This window comes from Bacillus sp. V2I10, assembly GCF_030817055.1.
In the GTDB taxonomy this organism is placed as follows: Bacteria; Bacillota; Bacilli; order Bacillales; family Bacillaceae; genus Bacillus_P.
Genome location: NZ_JAUSYV010000001.1, coordinates 3689307 through 3708904 on the forward strand (window position 1 = coordinate 3689307; position 19598 = coordinate 3708904).

The window sequence follows — 19598 nt, forward strand, 5'->3', positions numbered from 1 at the left end:
TTATTCATTAACAACTTTCACATTTTTTGGATTAAGTTCTAATCCAAGCTCTTTAGCTTTTGCCCAGATGCGTTCATATGTGCTTAATTCTTTTACTTGGACTGTTAAGTCAGAATTGATTCTTTGCTGATCCTGTATTTTGGCCTCAACCTTCTGAATTTCAATATTTGACTGGTAGACTGTTACACTGTTCGTTACGATTTGGATGGCTGCAAATAAGAGGACAGATAAGAAAGCGACGATAAGCACTTTTTCCCCTACTGTTATGGTTGGTCTTCTTGTAATGACGACCGTTTGCTGCTGCTCGGGCATTTGTTTATGCTGCTCTTGCCTCTGCTGCTGTAATTTAACTGCTAAATTACTCATGAACACAACCCCCTCTGATTTTTTTGGCTTTCTTTATAGTTTTTCTAGGATTCTAAGTTTAGCTGATCTTGCTCGATTGTTTTCTTCTAGCTCTTCGTCTGATGGCACGATTGGTTTTCTTGTGATCAGTTTCACTTTCGGTTTAAATTCATCCGGTATAACCGGCAAGTTAGGAGGCAGTTCCGGTAATGCAGCAGCTTGTTTAAAGGCCGTCTTGCAGATTCTGTCTTCCAATGAATGGAACGTTATGACGCTGACTCTGCCGCCGGGTTTAATAAGGTCGACAGCTTGTCCAATGGCTTCTTCAAATACTTTCAGTTCATCATTTACCGCAATTCGGATCGCCTGAAAAATCCGTTTGGCAGGGTGCCCGCCTTTTCTTCTTGCTGGAGCTGGAATTGCATCTTTAATTAATTCCACGAGCTCTCCTGTAGTTTGGATCGGCTGTTTTTCTCTGGCTGCTTCTATTTTTCTCGCTACCTGCTTTGAGAATTTTTCTTCACCATAACGGAAGAAAATTTTGACCAGTTCTTCATATGTCCAGTGATTCACCACATCAAATGCGGAAATGCTGGCATGCTGGTCCATTCTCATATCAAGAGGTGCGTCGTGATGATAGCTGAAGCCTCTCTCAGGTGTATCTAATTGCGGCGATGATACGCCGAGGTCAAACAGAATGCCGTCAACCTCAGTAACACCTAACTGTTCAAGTTCTTCTTTTAAATACCTGAAATTGCTTTTTATAAATGTAACCTGTCCCGCATAGTCTGCAAGCAGTTCTTTTGCATGCGAGAGGGCTGCATCATCCTGGTCAAAAGCGAAGAGGTGACCATCCTTTGATAGCTTGGACAGCAGATAAGAGCTGTGACCTGCTCCCCCTAATGTGCAGTCTACATATACACCGTCTTCTTTAATGTTTAATCCGTCTACTGTTTCACGCAATAATACTGTTTTATGTTGAAACATTGCTGTTACCACCTTTATCAGAGTCGATTGTTTTGGATGTTTAAATATGATGTTGAAATGTCTTATTACTCATTGTTTGCACAAGAGACCATTATATATCAAAACCAATCATATTTTCAGCAATTTCGGCAAATGAATCTTCTTGTTCAGTCACATATGTATCCCAAATTGCTTTATCCCATAACTCGATCCGATTTGATACTCCGATAACAACACATTCTTTTTCAAGCTTTGCATATTGCAAAAGCGGTGCAGCTAAATTAATGCGGCCTTGCTTGTCGAGCTCGCATTCTACAGCCCCAGAAAAGAAAAACCGAGTGAATGCACGTGCGTCTTTTTTTGTTAATGGGAGAGCTTTAAGTTTATCTTCGATCAATTTCCACTCGCTCATTGGATAACCGAACAAACATTGATCAAGTCCTCTTGTGATGACGAAAGTTTCTCCGAGCTCTTCCCGGAACTTGGCAGGAACGATCATGCGGCCTTTTGCATCAATCGTATGATGATATTCACCCATGAACATGTCCGTCGCCCCACTTTCTTTCTCTCAGTCACCACTTCCCCCCACTTCTCCCCACCTCCTATTCTACACGTTCTTTTCATAAAAAAAAACCCTGTATTCCACAGGATTTCAGAAAATCGTTATTTAAATTTTGACAATTTTATGATGATTGTTAAAAGAATAGCGAAGCTGCACGATTTCGTCTAAAAAATTTGGACCATATTTATTCAGATAGTAGTAAATATTCCAGGTTCTCTCCTGAAAACCGTCATTTGGTTTGAGAGATTTCCCGATTCTTGTGAATTTATCCATTTCCGCCCGATGTTTTTGTTGAATCTTCTTGTCGATGTGAGATTCCAATAAATCCAGCTGAGCTTGAATAAAATACGCATTTTTCATTAAAAAGGGCTCTAAACTTGCGTCAATTGAGAGAGCTGACTCCCGCAGTTCACGGTGAATCTGTTCGAACTGCTTTTTTGTCTCCTCAATTTTAGGCGGCATTTGAGAAGGTTCTTTTTTTGAGACCCACTCTTTCCGTGCATTTTCCACACCTCGTGTAAAGACATCTTCAATCCCGATCTCCACATCCTGCATATCTGTTTCAATGGATCTTTCCAATAATGTTATATTTAGTCTCGGTACCACAGGCGGCATTTCAAAACCTAAAACCTGAAAGACTCTTTTCAATTCCGCCCAATACACAAGCTCCCCAGGACCGGCAATAAACGCCAGGGTCGGAAGGATACACTCCTGCATTAACGGTCTTGTGACAACATTGTTGCTCAGCTTTTCAGGATTTTGTTCGGCAAGGTGCCTCAGATCTTCTTCAGTAAAAGATAATTTTTCTTCTACTGAATATGTTTTATCTTTTGAACGATGAAGCAAAGAACGTTCGTTATTTTCATGATGATAAAATAGATTTGCACTTGTCGCTTCTGTTTCAATGATCGGCTGATAGCCAACTGATCTCATAAACTCCTGCTGTGCAGCAAGCGCCTCTGAGAATTCTTCATTTTTTCTGATAAACTGCTGGAAAAATACCGATTCCATCTTCCTTAAGTCAGGGTCAGAGGAGTTCATGATGACAAGTCCGTACCCAGAAAACATTTCATATGTAAGCTTTTCAAAAAATTGAGTATAGGTTTTTGATGTACTTAATGTTTGTTTGAGACTTTCCATCAGCGTGTTTGTATAATCTGTTTCACCATACGTTTCAAAAATAGAGCAAATCCAATTCCAGCATTCTGTCTGATCCAGTTCTTTATAATAAACAGGGATTTTTTCGGTTTGTGCGTGTTTGATGGCTTTCTTTTTTATGACTTGATTTTGCGATACATACAAATGATTGATTTCCGCAAAATCATGGTCCTCGCCTGCAACCCAGAAAATCGGGATAACAGGAACAGACAGCTTATCTTCCTGCTGCTTTGAAAGCACGAGAATGGAAATAATCTTATGTATTGTATAGAGAGGACCTGTCAATAAACCTGCCTGCTGTCCGCCCACTACTACAAGGCTGTCAGGCTGTTTCAGCCGTTTAATGTTATCGGTCACTGCGTGATTTTCAGGAAAGTGTTTCTGATGATAGGATAAAAGGTAATCAGATAATTCTTCCCGAGCAAATGTTCTATTTTTTAAATCGTTCATTCTCTTTTCATAGACATCATCATTTGTAATCTGATAATCAAAGTAATCCACCGTATTTAGCCTTGCATGAACCAAATCTTCCACAAGACGGTTTGTGTGGCGCAGGGAGAGTTCAGTAATCTCCATTTGTGTACTTCCTTTCCGGGTTATGTAAGCTTCCGAGAAGAGTATAGCATTTATTGCTTCGAAAATAAAAAAAGTTTGCCTGCAATCTTACAGATATTCAAGGATTCCGGAAATGATTCCATATATAGTAAGAAACGTGGAGATCGGCAGCAAAAGCAAAAAAGAGAACCGCCAGCATTTTTTAAATGCAATTGATAATGAAATGGACGATTGTGATCGGATCAGGATGAGCAGACCTGTAAACACGATGAGGAGGCAGACGAAAAATAATCCGCCGTAAAAAGCAGTTTGCGATAATGTTAGCAGTTTGAAATAAATTGAGAATATAAATAAAATCACAGCAATGTCAGCAGCAAGCAGCAAGGCTCTTTTTTTGCTGGTTGTCAAAACAAGAAAAAGAAGAAAAAGAAGAAAAAAACTGAACAGCGGAAGTGAAACAGCAAATGCAAAAATGCTGACAATAGAATCAATCACAATCATCCCTCCATCCCCCTAATGGCTTGATATATGAAATGAAGTACAGGAACTTCAAGCTTCTTTGTTTTTGCCTGATTGATTAAGTAGCCAATGATTCCATCGATTTCCGTCATTCTGCCTTCTTCTATGTCTTTTAGCATAGATGAACGATTTTGAGCCGTATTCCTGCATATGGCCATTACATGCTCCCATTCTTCTTGTCCTTTCTCAAGAGCCAATACTTTCATTGCCTCATGAAATACATTCTCTGTCATTTTGTTAAACATGGGATTTGAGGCAAGCTCGCCATTAGGAACCCGCAATAAAGCAGTCAGCGGATTAATGCAAGCATTCACAAGCAGTTTCCGCGACATCATATACTTCCAGTCTCCGACATATTCAAAAGGAAAATGATCTATTTGCATCTGCAGGATAGGCAGCTCCTTTAACCTTTCAACTGGAAACAATGGGCTGACCTTAATGCATCCGAAACCTGTATGCTTAACGGTGTTGTCACTCAGTTTTAATGCACCATGCTCCACAGTGCCCACAAATACCCGATGGGCTGTCAGAGTTTGAAGCAAAGGGATATGAGACATGCCATTTTGCAGAAAAAGAACCGTTTTAGACGGACTTTTTTTCAAGGCATTCAAAATGTCATCCAGCTGATATTGTTTGACTGTTACAATTAAAAGCGGTTCTTTATAAGCTGGTTTTTCTTCAGCTCTAAGATTTAAAGATATGGTCTCTTGATTTCCCTTGACTAAACTTATTCCTGCAGCATTGATAAGCTCTGCCTGCTCTTTTCGCCTTGTATAAAGCGTTACATCATTGTTCTTGCTTAAATATGCGGCACTAAGTAATCCTACCGCTCCTGAACCGATAATTCCTATCTCCATAAGCTAATCCCACCGTTTTCCCTTAATTCTTTTATCATACCAAATATATGAAGTATTTCCCATATTTAATAAAGCTGGAATAAAAAAGCCGCCGTAATATATGCTTACATTCGGATTGAATGGCTAAATGGATTTCACTTTTTCTGATTTCTAAGGCACCATTCTGCGAAATTGGGGTCATGGATTTCGCTTTTTCCGATTTCTAGGGCACCATTTTCCGAGTTTTGGGACGTGGATTTTGCTTTTTCCGATTTCTAGGGCACCATTTTCCGAGTTTGGGGTCATGGATTTTGCTTTTTCCGATTTCTAGGGCACCATTTTCCGAGTTTGGGGTCATGGATTTTGCTTTTTCCACTTCTAGGACACCATTTTCCGAGTTTGGGGTCATGGATTTTGCCATATCCGAGTTACAGGGTACGATTCGGCTGGGATTGCGAACCAAATATGTTTTAGCACCTCTGAAGAGTTTTTAGTACCTCGCTGAAAGCTTTTTGGAACTCTAGGACTAGCCTGGGGTTTTCATTTTTTTCAATAAGAAAAGCCAGCTCCGAAAGCTGGCTTTATCTGCTGAATTAAACCGGATAAACCGGATGCTTCCGTTCGCTGAATGAAAGCTGTTTTGTTTCATATAAAGAGAAGCGGGAAATCAGTTCTTCTCTAAGCTCATCTGCAGAAACAATGTCGTCTACAATCATTTCAGATGCAAGCTTATAAATATCAATGTTTTCTTTATACTCCTGCTGTTTTTGAAGGACGAATTTCATTCTCTCCTTCGGATCTTCGATTTCATTAATTTTATTTGAATAAATAGCATTAACTGCAGCTTCGGGACCCATAACAGCTATTTGAGCTGTAGGAAGAGCAATGACGCAATCCGTTTCAAAAGCCGGTCCTGCCATGGCATATAGTCCTGCGCCATATGCTTTTCTCACGATAACGGAGATTTTTGGGACCGTAGCAGAGCTCATGGCAGCGATCATCTTTGCGCCGTGACGGATAATTCCCGCTCTTTCTACCTTAGTGCCAATCATGAATCCCGGCACATCCGCAAGGAATAATAATGGGATATGAAACGCATCCGCAAGCTGCATAAACTTCGCTGCTTTATCTGCTGAATCTACGAATAAAACGCCGCCTTTCACTCGCGGCTGATTTGCAATGATCGCAACTGCCTTCCCGTCCATCCGGGCAAAGCCTGTGATTATTTCAGGGGCGAATAATCGTTTGATTTCAAAAAAGCTTCCCGCATCTATGAGAGAGTCGATGCACTCATACATATCAAATGGCGCATTCTGATTTTCCGGAACAATTTCAGACAGCCTTCTGCCCTGCTTCGGAGCAACTGGTTCTGCAGGTATGGAGGCATGCTGATAATTTTGCGGAAAATAAGTTAAGTATCTTCTCGCCTCTAATATGGCTTCATCTTCTTTCTTTACAAGGACATCGCCGCAGCCGCTTACAGAGCAGTGCATTCTCGCTCCGCCCATTTCTTCAAGAGAAACTTTTTCGCCAATGACTTTCTCTGCCATGCGTGGTGATCCCAAATACATGGAGGCGTTGCCTTCAACCATAATGACAATGTCGCAAAATGCCGGGATATATGCTCCGCCTGCTGCTGAAGGACCAAACAGAAGACAGATTTGAGGAATCATGCCTGACAATTTGACCTGGTTATAAAAGATTTTCCCTGCACCGCGGCGATTTGGAAACATGTCAATCTGGTCCGTTATTCTCGCTCCGGCTGAGTCCACCAGATAAAGCAATGGAACTTTCAATTTTTCAGCAGTCTCCTGGATGCGGATGATTTTTTCAACCGTTCTTGCTCCCCATGAGCCTGCTTTTATAGTAGAATCATTTGCCATTACGCAAACGGTTTGGTTATTAATTTTCCCGATCGCTGTAACGACGCCGTCAGATGGAAGGTCGCCTGCCTGGTTATTGGCAAACTTCCCATCCTCTGTGTATTGTCCATTATCAAATAGACGGTTAAGTCTTTCTCTTACAAACAATTTACCCTGCTGCTGAAGCTTTTCGTGATATTTAGGCTGTCCGCCAGCTTCAATTTCAGCTGTTTTCTCCTTCAGGATTTTGACCAGTTCATCCGTTTTCAACATTGGAAATACCTCCTTTTTTAAGCTTTTAAAATGATTAATACATCGCCCTCATTAACGAAATCGCCGGCTTCAGCTTTTACTTCCTCCACAACGCCGTTTTCAGGGCTGTCTAAAGGTATTTCCATTTTCATTGATTCAAGCATGATCACATCTTGTCCAGCCGTTACTTCGTCCCCTGCTGCCACTAATACATTTAATACTGTTCCTGCCATACTTGCTTTTATTTCGATCATGTTATAAATCCTCCATTCTTGGTGTGGTGAAACAAATTCTTTATTTTACAAGCTCTAAATTAAGCGAAAACCGCTGTTTGCAGAAAAGATGTGCTGTACCTTCCCTGGTTAAATTGTTCATTTGACAAAATATTGATGAATAATGGAAGGTTCGTTTTAATTCCTTCTATTTTCATTTCATTTAAAAAGGTCCGTGCTTTTTCAATGGTTTCCTCGCGGCTTTCGCCGTTTACAATGATTTTTGCCACGAGGGGGTCATAAAAAGGTGTAACCGTATTCCCTTCTATATAGGCACAATCCACAATGACCCCATCTGTTTCATTGAATGTAAACGCTTTAATTAATCCGGGTGACGGAATGAACTTCACAGGATCCTCGGCATAAAGTCTAAATTGAATAGAATGTCCATTTTTCGTAATTTCCTCTTGTGTAAAAGGAAGCTCAGTTCCTGCTGCAGTCCGAATTTGAAGTTCAACAAGATCAAGCCCGGTCACACCTTCTGTTACCCTGTGTTCTACTTGCAGTCTAGTATTCATTTCAAGAAAATAAAAGTTCTCTTTATCATCAACAATAAACTCAATCGTTCCTGCGTTTATGTATCCTACATGCTTTGCTGCCGCAACTGCTGCTTCACACATCTTAGCCCTTGTCTCCCCGGATAAGTGGGGAGAAGGAGATTCTTCAACCACTTTTTGGTTTCTGCGCTGAACCGAGCAGTCACGCTCAAACATGTGAACAACATTTCCATGATGATCTCCAAATAATTGAATTTCAATGTGCCTTGCATCTGCAATAAATTTTTCTATAAAAACTTCATCGTTTCCGAAGTATGCTTTTGCTCTTGTTTTTGTTGAGGCAAAACATTTCATAAGGGCAGCTTCATTGTCACACCGCTGCATGCCGATCCCGCCTCCGCCTCCGCTTGCTTTTAGCATAACCGGGTAGCCGATTTCTGCTGCAAACGAACAGGCTTCCTCGATCGTTGAAATGCCGGTGACACTGCCGGGAACAACAGGTACGAGAGCTTCTTTCATTGTTTTTCTTGCTGCTACTTTGTCCCCCATTAGAGCCATTGTTTCAGAACTCGGACCAATAAACTTGATTCCTTTTCCTTCTGCTGCCTGAGCAAACTCCGTATTTTCAGATAAGAATCCATATCCTGGGTGGATGCCATCCACTTGTTCCCGGACAGCAATATTTAAAATTTCATCCTTTAATAAATAAGACTTCGACACAGGAGCTTCACCTATTCTAAAGGCATAGTCTGCTTCTTTAACAAAAGGCAGTTCAGCATCGGCATCAGAAAAAATGACGACTGTTTCAATCCCCATTTTTTTGCATGTTTTGATAATCCGAAGCGCAATTTCTCCCCGGTTTGCAATTAAAATCTTCTTCAATTTCTCCCCTCCCAAGGTGTAAAAGAATATCCCCACAGAGTACATTTCTTCAAAAACTTTAAATTTCCTGCTATAAATTGAAAACGCTCACTAAACTCTTTTCTAATCTTTTCTTCGTGGTATAATAAATGTAAGTTTTAAAATTTTATTAAGATTTTGTATTCTTATCTTAAACCTGTATGATATACAACGATCAGAGGCTGCAAGGGGGAGAAACAATGTTTAAGGTAGAAAAATTGCTTATTAATTATAAGACATTAGAGGAATTCAAAAAATTTAAAGAATATGGACTGCAGGAGCTGTCCATGCTTGATGATCTTCAGGATAATATCATAGAAAATGATAGTAATTCGCCATTCTACGGCATTTACTTCGGCGAAAAACTAGTTGCCCGTATGAGTCTGTACCGGGTCGATAAAAAGTTCGACGAATATTTTGACCCAAAACAGGATTACCTGGAATTATGGAAGCTTGAAGTGCTTCCTGATTATAAACGAAAAGGCTATGGCACGGCACTTGTTGAATACGCGAAGTCTTACGGCGTTCCAATCAAAACCAACCCAAGAGTAAAGTCAGGTGAATTCTGGTCCAGAATGGGATTTGAGTCCGTCACTTATGACATGGAGCGGGATAAGGGAGAAAATCCTCTTGTCTGGTATCCTGAAGGCGTTTCTGAACAAAGAGGCGAATCTGCATAAGAATATCCTTTCAATAAAATAAAAGAATGACCGCATCTGCGGTCATTCTTTTATTTTTCAGCTCTTTCCAGATTCCCATTGCGGTCTACTTGAAACTTTACCTTGCGGCTGCGCTCATCGTCTCTCAGAACAGCCATATTTCTTGCGCGCTCCATCATTTCAATCAGCATCATATAATCTTCCTCTACAATCTTCAGATTGCTGTGGATGGTTTCTTTTTCAGCTTGGAGCTTTTCGATTTGCTGTTCAAGGTGAGTTACTTTTTTAGTGAGGTTTTCATTTTCACTTTTTAAGTCTGCAGCACTTCCAGAGTTTTCATAGTTTTTCAAAAATGAAATCACTTCATGAAAAGTCAGCGGTACGCCTTCTTCAGACTGTGATTCGCTTTCAAAAGAGGGTATAGAAGGTTCAGCTGATTCTTCAGTCTCTTGTTTGCGGATTTTTTTGCGCTGTGCTTTTGCCATTTCAATTGCTGATTTGTATTGCTTTCTTACATAGGAATTCCAGCGAAAACCGCATGCAGCAGCCGTTCTTGATAACTTTTTCCCTACTTCTTCGAATGCTGCAAGCTGTGTTCCGCCTTCCCGAATCTGCCTGAGAACAATTTCAGCGAGCATCAAATCCTCATCCTGAGTCCAAGCATCCTGACGTGTAGTAGTCATTTTCTATTCCCCCTAATACGCATTTTTTACATACATATGCGCCTGCTAGAATAGATAGACTATCGAACATGACAGAAATCCCAGGGTTACAAGCTGTTTTTTACTGTCTATTTTTGGAAGAATCGCCTTACAGCACGAAGATGGTCTTCACCTGCCCATAGCTCTGCACACTTTGCGATTTCTTCCTGCATTCGTTCTTTCAGGCCGGAACGGACCCATTTATTAATCTGAACTCTTTTATACCCTCGTATCACATCAGGATAAGGAATAAGAGACTTTCTTATAAAATCCAAAGCATCTGCTTCAAATGTTTCAGAATGAAAAATATTCGAAGCAAATCCAAGCTCTTTTGCCTTTTCTGAATTTATTCTTTGTCCGCTCGTGAGCATGTACAGGGCTGCATCAGGCTGCATTTTTTCAAATAACATTGTGCTTCCGCCCCACCCAGTTGTAATCGCTTGATTTCCCTGAATAAACCCAAGCGACGCTTCTTCATTCACTAGTCTGAAATCAGCAGAAGCTGCTATTTCCATCCCTCCTCCTACAGCCGTTCCATTAATCATAGCAAATGTCGGTACAGGAAGAGTCATGATTCTGTATAATAGATCCCCCATTTTAGAGAGCATATGCAGGGCTTCTTCAGCAGTCGTGATATTCCCGAAAACAGAAAGATCACCGCCTGAACAAAACGCCTTGCTGCCGCTTCCGGTAATGGTTGCCGCAAGCAGTCTTTCATTGCCTTCTGCCTCGTCCAAAATCATTTCTAATTCGTTCATCACATCATAATCAATTGCATTTCTTCGTTCTGGCCGGTTAATTTTGATCTCTAATATCCTGTTTCTCTCGCTTGCTAATACTTTCCCCACTTTTATCCCCCTAATAGAACAAGATGAATATCTTTTATTTTATAGAAAGGACCGGCCAAGCACTAGAACATATTTAGATTTCATAAAAAAAACGCAAGGATCAGAGATCCTTGCGTTTTTAATGAAGTTATTATTTGCTAACAACTTCTTTTCCTTTGTATGTTCCACATTCTTTACATACACGGTGAGCTAATTTAACTTCACCACAGTTTGGGCATGCTACCATACCAGGCACTTGCAATTTGAAGTGTGTACGACGTAGTCTTTTTCTTGTTTTAGAAGTTCTTCTAAAAGGTACAGCCATTATTCCCACCTCCTTACAGAGTTTCATTAAAACTTTGTGTTTAAAACAGCCTATATATAAGTGCTAAACAATAGCATTAGCTGTCTTGATCATCGAAGAATTTCGATAAGCCGGCAAGTCTCGGGTCAATCTTGTTTTTGTTATCTTCTTCAGAGATAACTTTCCAATCTTTTCCCTCTTGCGGGGCAGCCTGATCATTTCCTTCAACAGAATCGCTAAAAACCTGCATCGGTACTTCCAAAAGTATGTTTTCTTTAATAACAGGTATTAAGTCAACGATATCTTCTTGAACGTGATGGACATCTTCCTCCATCTCGAAGTCTGCATTCGGTTTTAATAAAAACGTTTCAGTTGTATGAATTTCGAACGGAAATGGAACATCCACTAGCGTTCTTGCACAAGGGAGAATCATCGTGCCAGTCAGCGTCAAATGAAAAGTTGCTTTAGAAGAGCCCAGATCTGCTCTGCCTTTTACTGAAACAGGTGAAATTTCACGTATTTCAGAAAGCGCGCCTTTCATATCTGTCAATTGGACGGTTTCATCAATTTGCAGTCCCTTGTTTTGCAGTTGGTTCAGTTGATTAATAGACCATTTCATATGGTATCACCTCAAGGCAACAAAGGTAATTATAGCTTTCGCAATAATATTTGTCAATATTTTTTCTTTACAGTGTTTAGTATACATGAATATTGTTTTAATGCAAAATGTTCAAGCTGTTTTTTAAGATCTTTCATCCCTATTTTTTTGCAGAAACTTGACTTCATGCTCTTCACGTTTCATGATTTAATTAGAAAAAATGAAAAGAAAGAACCAGGGAGGGATGTTTTTGAAAGCAGTTGGTTTAGTAGTTGAATACAATCCGTTCCATAATGGCCATCTCTATCACCTTCATGCTTCGAAGGTAAATGCAGAGGTTGATGCCGTCATCGCCGTAATGAGCGGTCATTTTCTGCAGCGGGGCGAGCCTGCGCTTGTCTCAAAATGGAGCCGTGCTAAAATGGCCCTTCAGCAGGGAGCTGATCTTGTCATTGAACTTCCATATGCATTTGCGACCCAAAAAGCAGAAATTTTCGCAGATGGCGCCATCTCCATATTGGAAGCATTAAAATGCGATTCGGTTTGCTTTGGCAGTGAGAATGGAGACATCTTCCCTTTTTTGGAGACGGCTGAAACACTTGAAGAACTTGATTCAGACTATCAGGATGCCATTAAGTATTATATGAAACAAGGGATAAGTTATCCAAGTGCTCAGACAAAAGCCTATCAATCACTGAATACAGGCGGGCATGCGCTTGATTTATCTTTGCCGAATAATATACTCGGTTATCACTATGTAAAAGCCATTCAAAAACAGGGAGCTGCTATATCCCCCCTCACGATTAAACGTACAGCTGCCGGCTATCATGATGAAGAATTTAATGAAACCCCCATCGCAAGTGCGACAAGCATACGCAAGGCCATTTTCTCAGAAGAAAACAAAGATATCCAATCCTTTGTACCTGAAACCACCTTGTATCATCTCAAGCAGTATAAATATAATTTTGACACCTTTCATCAATGGGAGGATTACTTCGGATTCCTGAAATATACAATCTGCACGATGACACACGATGAACTGAAACAAATCTATGAAGTGGAAGAAGGCCTTGAAAATCGGGTTAAATCTCTCATTCAGCAGGCGGCATCATTTAAGGATTTTATGGAGCAGCTGAAAACAAAACGGTACACGTGGACAAGGCTTCAGCGTCTTTGTCTTCATATTTTAACCAGAACAACCAAGGAGCAAATGAAGCTCGAGAAAGCAGAAGCCCCTTATTTGAGACTTCTCGGCATGTCTTCGCAGGGACGGACATATTTAAACAGGATAAAAAAATCGGTTGATAAACCAATCGTTTCAACTTTGTCCGCATTCAGCCATCCGCTGCTTGATCTGGACATAAAAGCAGCATCAGTATACGCCATGATTTTCCCTGAACCGCTTCGGTCTCAGTTTATGCACAGCGAATATTCAACAAGACCTGTTCAATATGACGAAAAAGAAAAACTGTTTTTATAGGCAAAAAAGTGACTTCGCGATGAAGTCACTTTTTTTATTTCTCTTTTAATGATTTAAGATAATCTACCGCGTCATCAAACGTATCAATCGGCACAATTTTCATATCCGTTTCAATATCATTGGCAGTTGCGGCTGCTTCTTTATAATTTGATGCAGCAATTCCGTTCTGATTCGGGGCGAAGAAGATTTCTGCACCTGATTTGTCGGCAGCAACAATTTTCTGCGAGATCCCGCCTATTGGCCCGACTGTTCCTTTTTCATCAATCGTACCGGTGCCTGCAACATTATAGCCTTTTGTATAATCCTCTTTCGTCAGCTGATTATAAATTTCAAGTGTCATCATCAGGCCTGCAGAAGGACCGCCAATATTGTTTGTATCAAGCGAAATATCAGGGTCTGTAATCAATTCTCTGTCTGTCACAAGAGATATACCGATCCCGACTTTCTTTTTGTTATCCGGAAATTCAGCTGCTGTTATTTCGGTTTTGCCTTCTTTGCCATTACGGTCATATGTAACATTTATCTTATCGCCTTTTTTCTTTTGGCTGACGTACGCTATAAACTCTTCGGCTGTTTTAAATTCCTTCCCGTCGACTTTAAAAATGCGGTCTCCTGTTTTAAGCTTTCCCTCTGATGGCATCCCTTCAACAACCTGCATAACGTAGATTCCGTGAAACTTGTAATCCACTTTTTTGCCTGCCTTTTCATATGCTAAAGACACTGCAGATTCCTGAGAAGATTCCATCATATGCATTTGTCTATTTAGATAATCATCATCTGATTCACCTTCTTGAACGACATCTTCAAGCGGCAAAAGCTCATGATAAGGAAGGACATTTGCAAGGATGTAGGAAAAAATATTCGCCCTTCCGAATCCAACGGTTGTAAGCGAAAAGCTGCCTTCTTCCTCATAGCCGCCTTCAACTTCAATGATCGGCTCGAGCTCTGTTGCCATGCCAGGCTTTGTTACGTAATAAGGGAGTTTAATAAAATTCAGGACCGCAGCGAGGATCACTCCTATTAAAATGGCCCTGACTACTTTGTTATTCTTCATCTTGCTGTGACCCCTTCCAACTCTCTATCAGCTCTTTTATTTCGTTTACATGCTTTCTTGCTTCGTTTTCACCAATCTCAATGATTTCTTTTATGTTTTTAAATGCTCTTGAACTATATTGCTCTACATGCGGACGTATCATAATATCCGAAGCAATTTTGCGGTGATGGACAAGCTCATCCTGCATAATATCAAGGCTCTGCAGAATCACATCGAAAATAGAGGTGATTTCTTCTGTCTTTTTCACATGAGAAACATCTACAGCAATGACAAGATCTGCACCCATCTCTTTTACAACCGAAACGGGAATCCTGTCAATTACTCCGCCGTCAATGAGGAGCTTTCCATCTATTTTTTCGGGAACAAAAATACCAGGAATGGCGATGCTTGCCCGCACGGCATCTGCAACCGGTCCTTTCGTAAAAACCACTTTTTTTCCTTCGTATAAGTCTGTTGCAACAATCGAAAGCGGTATATCCAAGTCTTCAATATGCTTGCCTCTTGTAAAAACTTTAATAAAATCCTTTACCCGGTTTCCTGCGATAAAGCCCATTTTAGGCACCGTGAAATCCAAATAATATTTGCGTTTAAATAATGTGGCAAGCTTATATAAATGATCAAACCCGAGCCCTGTCGCATAAAAACTGCCGACTAAAGCTCCCATGCTGCTGCCGGCAATCATGCTGATCGGTATCCCCTCTTCACTAAGTACCTTCAATACTCCCAGATGAGCAAAACCGCGTGCTCCGCCAGATCCTAAGGCAAGACCAATTTTAGGTTCTCTCTTCAAAGAGATACCCTCCTCTAATGTCAATTCATCCGTTAGTCAATTCTATGGTCTAAAATGGTCCCCTATTCTCGTATATTGAACTATCAAAGAGTGTACAACCCTACAGGGAAGATTGACTATATTTTATCATTATCCGCTTTGAAAAGTATAGAAAGAAGCAAGAGGGGGACATATTTTGAACGCAGCTAAACTAAAAACACTCGTGCTGGGATTTTCAATGATCATCCTGGCATTTGCTATGATCATAAGCCCCAAAGTTTCTTTTACTGCTTCTAAAGCAGGGCTTGAGCTTTGGTGGGGTATCGTTTTCCCGTCTTTGCTGCCCTTTTTCATTCTTTCCCATCTGCTGATCGGTTTTGGAATTGTAAGGTTCATTGGTGTGCTTTTAGAGCCGGTCATGAGACCTCTTTTTAAAGTTCCTGGAATTGGAGGCTTTATCTGGGCAATGGGATGGGCATCAGGTTCACCTGCAGGCGCAAAGCTGACGGCAGAGATGCGGAAAAAAAATCAGCTGACGGCACTTGAAGCTGAGAGGCTTGTATCGTTTACGAATTCTTCTAATCCATTATTTATTTTCGGAGCCGTCGCAATTGGATTTTTTAACAATCAGGCTCTTGGTCTGCTTCTGGCTGCCGCCCATTATTCCGGCAACTTGGCTGTGGGTTTAACCATGAGATTTCACGGACGGGAACAGACTGATTCCTCAAAAACCGGCTACAAGAGACCGTCCATAAGAGAAGCGTTCAGACAAATGCATCAGACGCGGATCGATGACACAAGGCCATTTGGAAAAATGCTTGGCGATGCTGTTCTTTCCTCTATCCAAACGCTGCTGATGGTAGGAGGATTCATTATTTTATTTTCTGTTTTAAATAAACTATTATCCCTAATATCGATAACAGATTTCATCGCTTTAGCCTTTTCCTTGCTGCTCGCGTTTTTTCAATTGTCTGCTGAACTCAGTATTCCGCTTGTATCAGGTATGTTTGAGATGACACTAGGAAGTCAGCTGGCAAGTGCGGCTGATGTCGACTTGCTCCAAAAAGCAATTGTGACAAGCTTTTTGCTCGGCTTCAGCGGTTTGTCGATACAAGCTCAGGTTGCAAGTATTCTTGCAGAGACGGACATCCGCTTTCAGCCGTTTTTCATCGCAAGAATTTTGCAGGGAGGCTATGCTGCATGCTTTGCATGGATCTTCTGGAAGCCTGTTTATTTAGAACTTGCAACCTCAAACGTTTATGTACTGCCCGTTTTTCTCACAGAAGATACCCCCGTTCTTCTTGCGTCCATCTGGAGTCTTCTCACTGAAATTGGACCGATAATCACGATTGCCTCGTTGTTCATTTATGTTTTCATATATGCAGGGAGGGTTATTTCAAGGAATTAACATATGAGCGATGGATGGACGAAGCACTAAATGGTATATCAACCGATTTACAAGATTTATCTCCCAGTTTTTTATTTTTTTCTTATCAAAAAAAGTGACCCCATTAGACGCAATCTAGTTAAGGGGCCACTCTTTTTTATCGGTTAAATTTCTGCTTCAACGCTTTTTCAACTATTTTAGGAACAAGCTCCGAAATATCGCCGCGGTATTTGGCCACTTCTTTAACGATACTTGAGCTTAAAAATGAATATTGGTTGTTCGTCATCATAAATAACGTTTCTACATTGGCATCGAGCACCCTATTCATGGAAGTGATCTGCATTTCATATTCAAAATCTGATACCGCCCGCAGACCTCTCAAAATCGTGCTGGCATTCTTGCTGTTTGCATACTCAATCAATAGACCCTTAAACGATTCTACCACAACATTCGGCATATCCTTTGTCACTTCCATTAAGAGTTCACAGCGTTCATCCACATTAAACAATGGGTTTTTCGACGAATTATTCAGCACACAAACATACACCTTATCAAATACTTTTGCTCCGCGTTTAATAATATCCAAATGTCCGTACGTCACAGGATCAAAGCTTCCCGGACAAACAGCAATGCTTGCCATTTTACTCCCCCATCCCTTGTTCTTTATATAGATAGATGGACACTGCACTTATGCCGTATGATTCATAACGAGTGAGCTTATAGGTACCAATCTCATCGGGCAATGTTATGCCGGCATCATGTTCGGCCACGATTATGCCTCCATCTTCCACTAAACGAAATGAATCAATCAATTCGATAAGCGCTTTCAATTTTTGTTGCTTGTACGGAGGATCCAAAAAGATAAGCTTAAAAGCAAGCTCTCTCTTCGCAATGGCTTTTAACGCTCTCTCCGCATCATTGCGGTAAACCTCTGCCTGATCCTGAAAATGGCAGGCTTCTAAATTTTTATGTATAGTTGCAACTGCTTTGGCTTCCCTGTCCACAAAAATGCATTTATCAATGCCTCTGCTTAAAGCTTCAATCCCAAGACCGCCGCTTCCGCCAAACAAATCGACAGCAAGCCCGCCGTCAAAATAGGGGCCTATAATATTAAAGATCGATTCTTTCACTTTATCCGTCGTTGGGCGTGTGGACATACCCGGCACTGCTTTCAAAGGCCGCCCTTTACAGCTTCCTGATACTACTCTCATCTTTCTCACCACTGTTATTTTGTCTTTGCTGCTAGAATTTAGCCTGTTTTATCGTATCATAGTGCGTGGGCAGAGACAATATGGAAAAGCTGTGCCCGCTGGTCTTGACCAATCGGCAAATAAAAAAACCCCGCAGGAAACCTGCAGGGTCCTTCTAATCCAAAAAAAGCGGACTTTTTTTGGGCAGAAGGCAAAGGGAGAGGAGAAACCGGAGGAAGAACTTATGGGGAAACGTAAGTCTTCTCCGCGGTTGGCAACAACATCTTCGATTCGATGTTGTTACTATACATTATCCACCAATAGCGTTCACACTATACATTTCTATAAACTTTTTTCCGGATAAAAATTAGGGCATCATCTATCTAACTGAAATCAAACATGTTACATTATGATGAGAAAGAAAGAACAGGAGGAATTCAGTTTGATACAGCGCTTTATTGAGCTTGGAGCCGGCTATTCGGATCTGTATGAATTAATTGAAACCACACAGGCAAATGCTCATCGTGTTTCAAGGTTTTTAATACTGAATACAACGATAAATGAAAGAAAAATGTCATCTTTTGCAGTCACTATGAATCCTACAGACCCTGGACATTTCCAGGCTATTTACTTATGCCTTGAAGGCATTTCCTCAGGAAGCAGCAAACGCCGTGAATTATTTGAAGATCTCGCAAAAAAGCTTGAGAAATCGATTATAGAGCTGGATGTCAAATCCTCCAGTCAATTTGCCGAAAAAGAATTATATTTTCAGTACCTGACTGGCATTCTCAGAATGAACCGTTATTTGCCGCCTTGGCAATAACGAAATGTGGAATCGCCCGTTTAGCGCTGGCAGACAGATAAGGATCCGTCAGAAAAGGTGCTTTTTGCCTTTACTGACGGATCCGTTCTGGCCGAGAAGTTGGGCGATGGAGCTGGACAATAACGAAATTCGGAATCGCCCGGTTAGCGCAGGCAGACAGATAAGGCGCAGGCAGAAAAGGCGCTTTTTGCCTTTACTGACGGAACCGTTCTGGCCGAGGAGTTGGGAAGTAGAGCAGGACAAAATGAAAAGCGAAATTCACTATTTTTCTAGCCGAAATGCACTTTTTATTTTTCAATTTATAAATTTATTATCCGTTTTTTATTTTTTTAGATCAGCTTTTGATCAATTAGCTGATTTTCTTTCTTTCTGGACTAATTTTCTATTTTTTAGCCGAAATTCTCCCTTACTAGCTATTCTTCTGCTTCACTTTTAAACTTCTCAAAACTCTTCTTTCGCCATTTGAATGCATGCAAAAAGCGCAATCCCAATATGGAATTACGCTTTTCTTCTATAGACCAAGTTTATAGTCATATTCTTTTGCTTTATCAATTTTCGATTCGAATTCCAATTTCAGAAAGGGCTTATATGATGGTTCAGCGTGCTTTACAAATGAAAAGGATGATACCTTCTCTATTGTAGGTTCAACATGTTCCATGTCACAATATAAGACAACATACTTTAATTTCTTGGATACGTAATGGATGTTTCCGAATTTACGGAGCATTTTGATCTGCTTTAAGGAATGCATCCAGATGATAATGCCTTGACGCTTTTCAAACATCATAAATAATCTCCCTTTTTATATTCTCCACTTGAAGTGTACCAATTTTCTAATTTTTTTACAATAAGCACCTGAAAACATCTCTGCAAAAGGAGCTGAATACTTTGATTCTGAGCCATACCGTCCAATTATTTTTAGATAGGATGAATGCAGATGAAATATGTTCATGCTGGATAAAAAAAGCTGCAGGTATTCCGTTTCTGTATGTCCAGGTGAATTCCGGGAGGGAACTCGCGGATATTACGCTCAAGATTGAGAAAGAGTCCCGTTTTGCAATGAAGGGAAAACGTCTTACGTT

At 40.7% G+C, this 19598-nt stretch carries 22 protein-coding genes; 4 read left to right on the forward strand and 18 right to left on the reverse strand.

Going from position 1 to position 19598, the window contains the following annotated elements; genetic code table 11:
- The 9 genes from ftsL to QFZ72_RS18640 all read right to left on the reverse strand — a co-directional run bounded on the left by ftsL (position 1) and on the right by QFZ72_RS18640 (position 8706).
- Complete coding sequence (gene ftsL, locus QFZ72_RS18600) at positions 1-366, reverse strand: cell division protein FtsL (protein WP_307436198.1); 366 nt, start codon at positions 364-366, stop codon at positions 1-3.
- A 33-nt stretch (positions 367-399) separates the two neighbouring features.
- Entirely contained in the window at positions 400-1332 is a 933-nt protein-coding gene (gene rsmH, locus QFZ72_RS18605) for a 16S rRNA (cytosine(1402)-N(4))-methyltransferase RsmH (RefSeq protein ID WP_307436201.1), read from the reverse strand.
- A 91-nt stretch (positions 1333-1423) separates the two neighbouring features.
- Entirely contained in the window at positions 1424-1855 is a 432-nt protein-coding gene (mraZ, locus tag QFZ72_RS18610) for a division/cell wall cluster transcriptional repressor MraZ (protein ID WP_133311264.1), read from the reverse strand.
- Positions 1856-1978: 123 nt separating this feature from the next.
- Positions 1979-3607 (reverse strand): bacillithiol biosynthesis cysteine-adding enzyme BshC, encoded by a 1629-nt coding sequence (bshC, locus tag QFZ72_RS18615; protein WP_307436205.1) that lies wholly within the window; start codon positions 3605-3607, stop codon positions 1979-1981.
- 87 nt (positions 3608-3694) lie between these two features.
- The gene (locus QFZ72_RS18620) at positions 3695-4087 is read right to left on the reverse strand and encodes a DUF3397 family protein (protein ID WP_307436210.1); all 393 of its coding nucleotides are present in this window, start codon (positions 4085-4087) and stop codon (positions 3695-3697) included.
- Complete coding sequence (locus tag QFZ72_RS18625) at positions 4084-4962, reverse strand: 2-dehydropantoate 2-reductase (RefSeq protein WP_307436212.1); 879 nt, start codon at positions 4960-4962, stop codon at positions 4084-4086. The genes QFZ72_RS18620 and QFZ72_RS18625 overlap by 4 nt, the downstream gene beginning before the upstream one ends.
- A gap of 572 nt (positions 4963-5534) precedes the next feature.
- Positions 5535-7076 (reverse strand): acyl-CoA carboxylase subunit beta, encoded by a 1542-nt coding sequence (locus tag QFZ72_RS18630; protein WP_307436216.1) that lies wholly within the window; start codon positions 7074-7076, stop codon positions 5535-5537.
- 17 nt (positions 7077-7093) lie between these two features.
- A complete protein-coding gene (locus QFZ72_RS18635; RefSeq protein ID WP_307436218.1) occupies positions 7094-7309 on the reverse strand; it encodes an acetyl-CoA carboxylase biotin carboxyl carrier protein subunit in 216 nt (71 codons plus the stop codon).
- Positions 7310-7368: 59 nt separating this feature from the next.
- The gene (locus tag QFZ72_RS18640) at positions 7369-8706 is read right to left on the reverse strand and encodes an acetyl-CoA carboxylase biotin carboxylase subunit (protein WP_307436221.1); all 1338 of its coding nucleotides are present in this window, start codon (positions 8704-8706) and stop codon (positions 7369-7371) included.
- Positions 8707-8924: 218 nt separating this feature from the next.
- Between QFZ72_RS18640 and QFZ72_RS18645 the strand changes: the two genes are divergently transcribed.
- Positions 8925-9404, forward strand: coding sequence for an N-acetyltransferase (locus QFZ72_RS18645; RefSeq protein WP_307436223.1), 480 nt, complete (start codon positions 8925-8927; stop codon positions 9402-9404).
- Between the two features lie 50 nt (positions 9405-9454).
- Here QFZ72_RS18645 and QFZ72_RS18650 read toward each other — a convergent pair whose 3' ends face one another.
- From QFZ72_RS18650 to QFZ72_RS18665, 4 genes are all read right to left on the reverse strand, one after another.
- Complete coding sequence (locus QFZ72_RS18650; protein WP_307436226.1) at positions 9455-10066, reverse strand: RsfA family transcriptional regulator; 612 nt, start codon at positions 10064-10066, stop codon at positions 9455-9457.
- Positions 10067-10173: 107 nt separating this feature from the next.
- The gene (locus tag QFZ72_RS18655) at positions 10174-10932 is read right to left on the reverse strand and encodes an enoyl-CoA hydratase/isomerase family protein (RefSeq protein ID WP_307436228.1); all 759 of its coding nucleotides are present in this window, start codon (positions 10930-10932) and stop codon (positions 10174-10176) included.
- Between the two features lie 130 nt (positions 10933-11062).
- Positions 11063-11236: a 50S ribosomal protein L32 gene (gene rpmF, locus QFZ72_RS18660; RefSeq protein WP_029285043.1), complete on the reverse strand. Its 174-nt coding sequence runs from the start codon at positions 11234-11236 to the stop codon at positions 11063-11065.
- A 76-nt stretch (positions 11237-11312) separates the two neighbouring features.
- A complete protein-coding gene (locus QFZ72_RS18665; RefSeq protein ID WP_070879066.1) occupies positions 11313-11834 on the reverse strand; it encodes a YceD family protein in 522 nt (173 codons plus the stop codon).
- 229 nt (positions 11835-12063) lie between these two features.
- Between QFZ72_RS18665 and QFZ72_RS18670 the strand changes: the two genes are divergently transcribed.
- Entirely contained in the window at positions 12064-13293 is a 1230-nt protein-coding gene (locus QFZ72_RS18670; RefSeq protein ID WP_307436234.1) for a nucleotidyltransferase, read from the forward strand.
- Positions 13294-13327: 34 nt separating this feature from the next.
- Here QFZ72_RS18670 and QFZ72_RS18675 read toward each other — a convergent pair whose 3' ends face one another.
- Positions 13328-14347, reverse strand: coding sequence for a SepM family pheromone-processing serine protease (locus QFZ72_RS18675; RefSeq protein WP_307436238.1), 1020 nt, complete (start codon positions 14345-14347; stop codon positions 13328-13330).
- Positions 14337-15137 carry a patatin-like phospholipase family protein gene (locus tag QFZ72_RS18680; protein WP_373464609.1) on the reverse strand — a complete coding sequence of 267 codons (801 nt, stop codon included), beginning with the start codon at positions 15135-15137 and terminating at the stop codon, positions 14337-14339. The genes QFZ72_RS18675 and QFZ72_RS18680 overlap by 11 nt, the downstream gene beginning before the upstream one ends.
- Positions 15138-15312: 175 nt before the next feature.
- Here QFZ72_RS18680 and ylbJ point away from each other — a divergent pair, with 175 nt between their 5' ends.
- Entirely contained in the window at positions 15313-16524 is a 1212-nt protein-coding gene (ylbJ, locus tag QFZ72_RS18685) for a sporulation integral membrane protein YlbJ (RefSeq protein ID WP_307436241.1), read from the forward strand.
- Positions 16525-16660: 136 nt separating this feature from the next.
- On the opposite strand, the gene coaD is transcribed toward ylbJ, so the two are convergent.
- On the reverse strand, positions 16661-17143 hold the full coding sequence (gene coaD / locus QFZ72_RS18690; protein WP_307436244.1) for a pantetheine-phosphate adenylyltransferase: 483 nt from the start codon (positions 17141-17143) through the stop codon (positions 16661-16663).
- 1 nt (position 17144) lies between these two features.
- Complete coding sequence (rsmD, locus tag QFZ72_RS18695) at positions 17145-17714, reverse strand: 16S rRNA (guanine(966)-N(2))-methyltransferase RsmD (protein WP_307436247.1); 570 nt, start codon at positions 17712-17714, stop codon at positions 17145-17147.
- A gap of 421 nt (positions 17715-18135) precedes the next feature.
- Here rsmD and QFZ72_RS18700 point away from each other — a divergent pair, with 421 nt between their 5' ends.
- Positions 18136-18516: a DUF7147 family protein gene (locus QFZ72_RS18700; protein ID WP_307436250.1), complete on the forward strand. Its 381-nt coding sequence runs from the start codon at positions 18136-18138 to the stop codon at positions 18514-18516.
- A 511-nt stretch (positions 18517-19027) separates the two neighbouring features.
- Here QFZ72_RS18700 and QFZ72_RS18705 read toward each other — a convergent pair.
- Positions 19028-19300, reverse strand: a complete 273-nt coding sequence (locus QFZ72_RS18705) for a YlbG family protein (protein ID WP_223443315.1) — start codon at positions 19298-19300, stop codon at positions 19028-19030.
- Positions 19301-19598 lie beyond the last annotated feature (298 nt).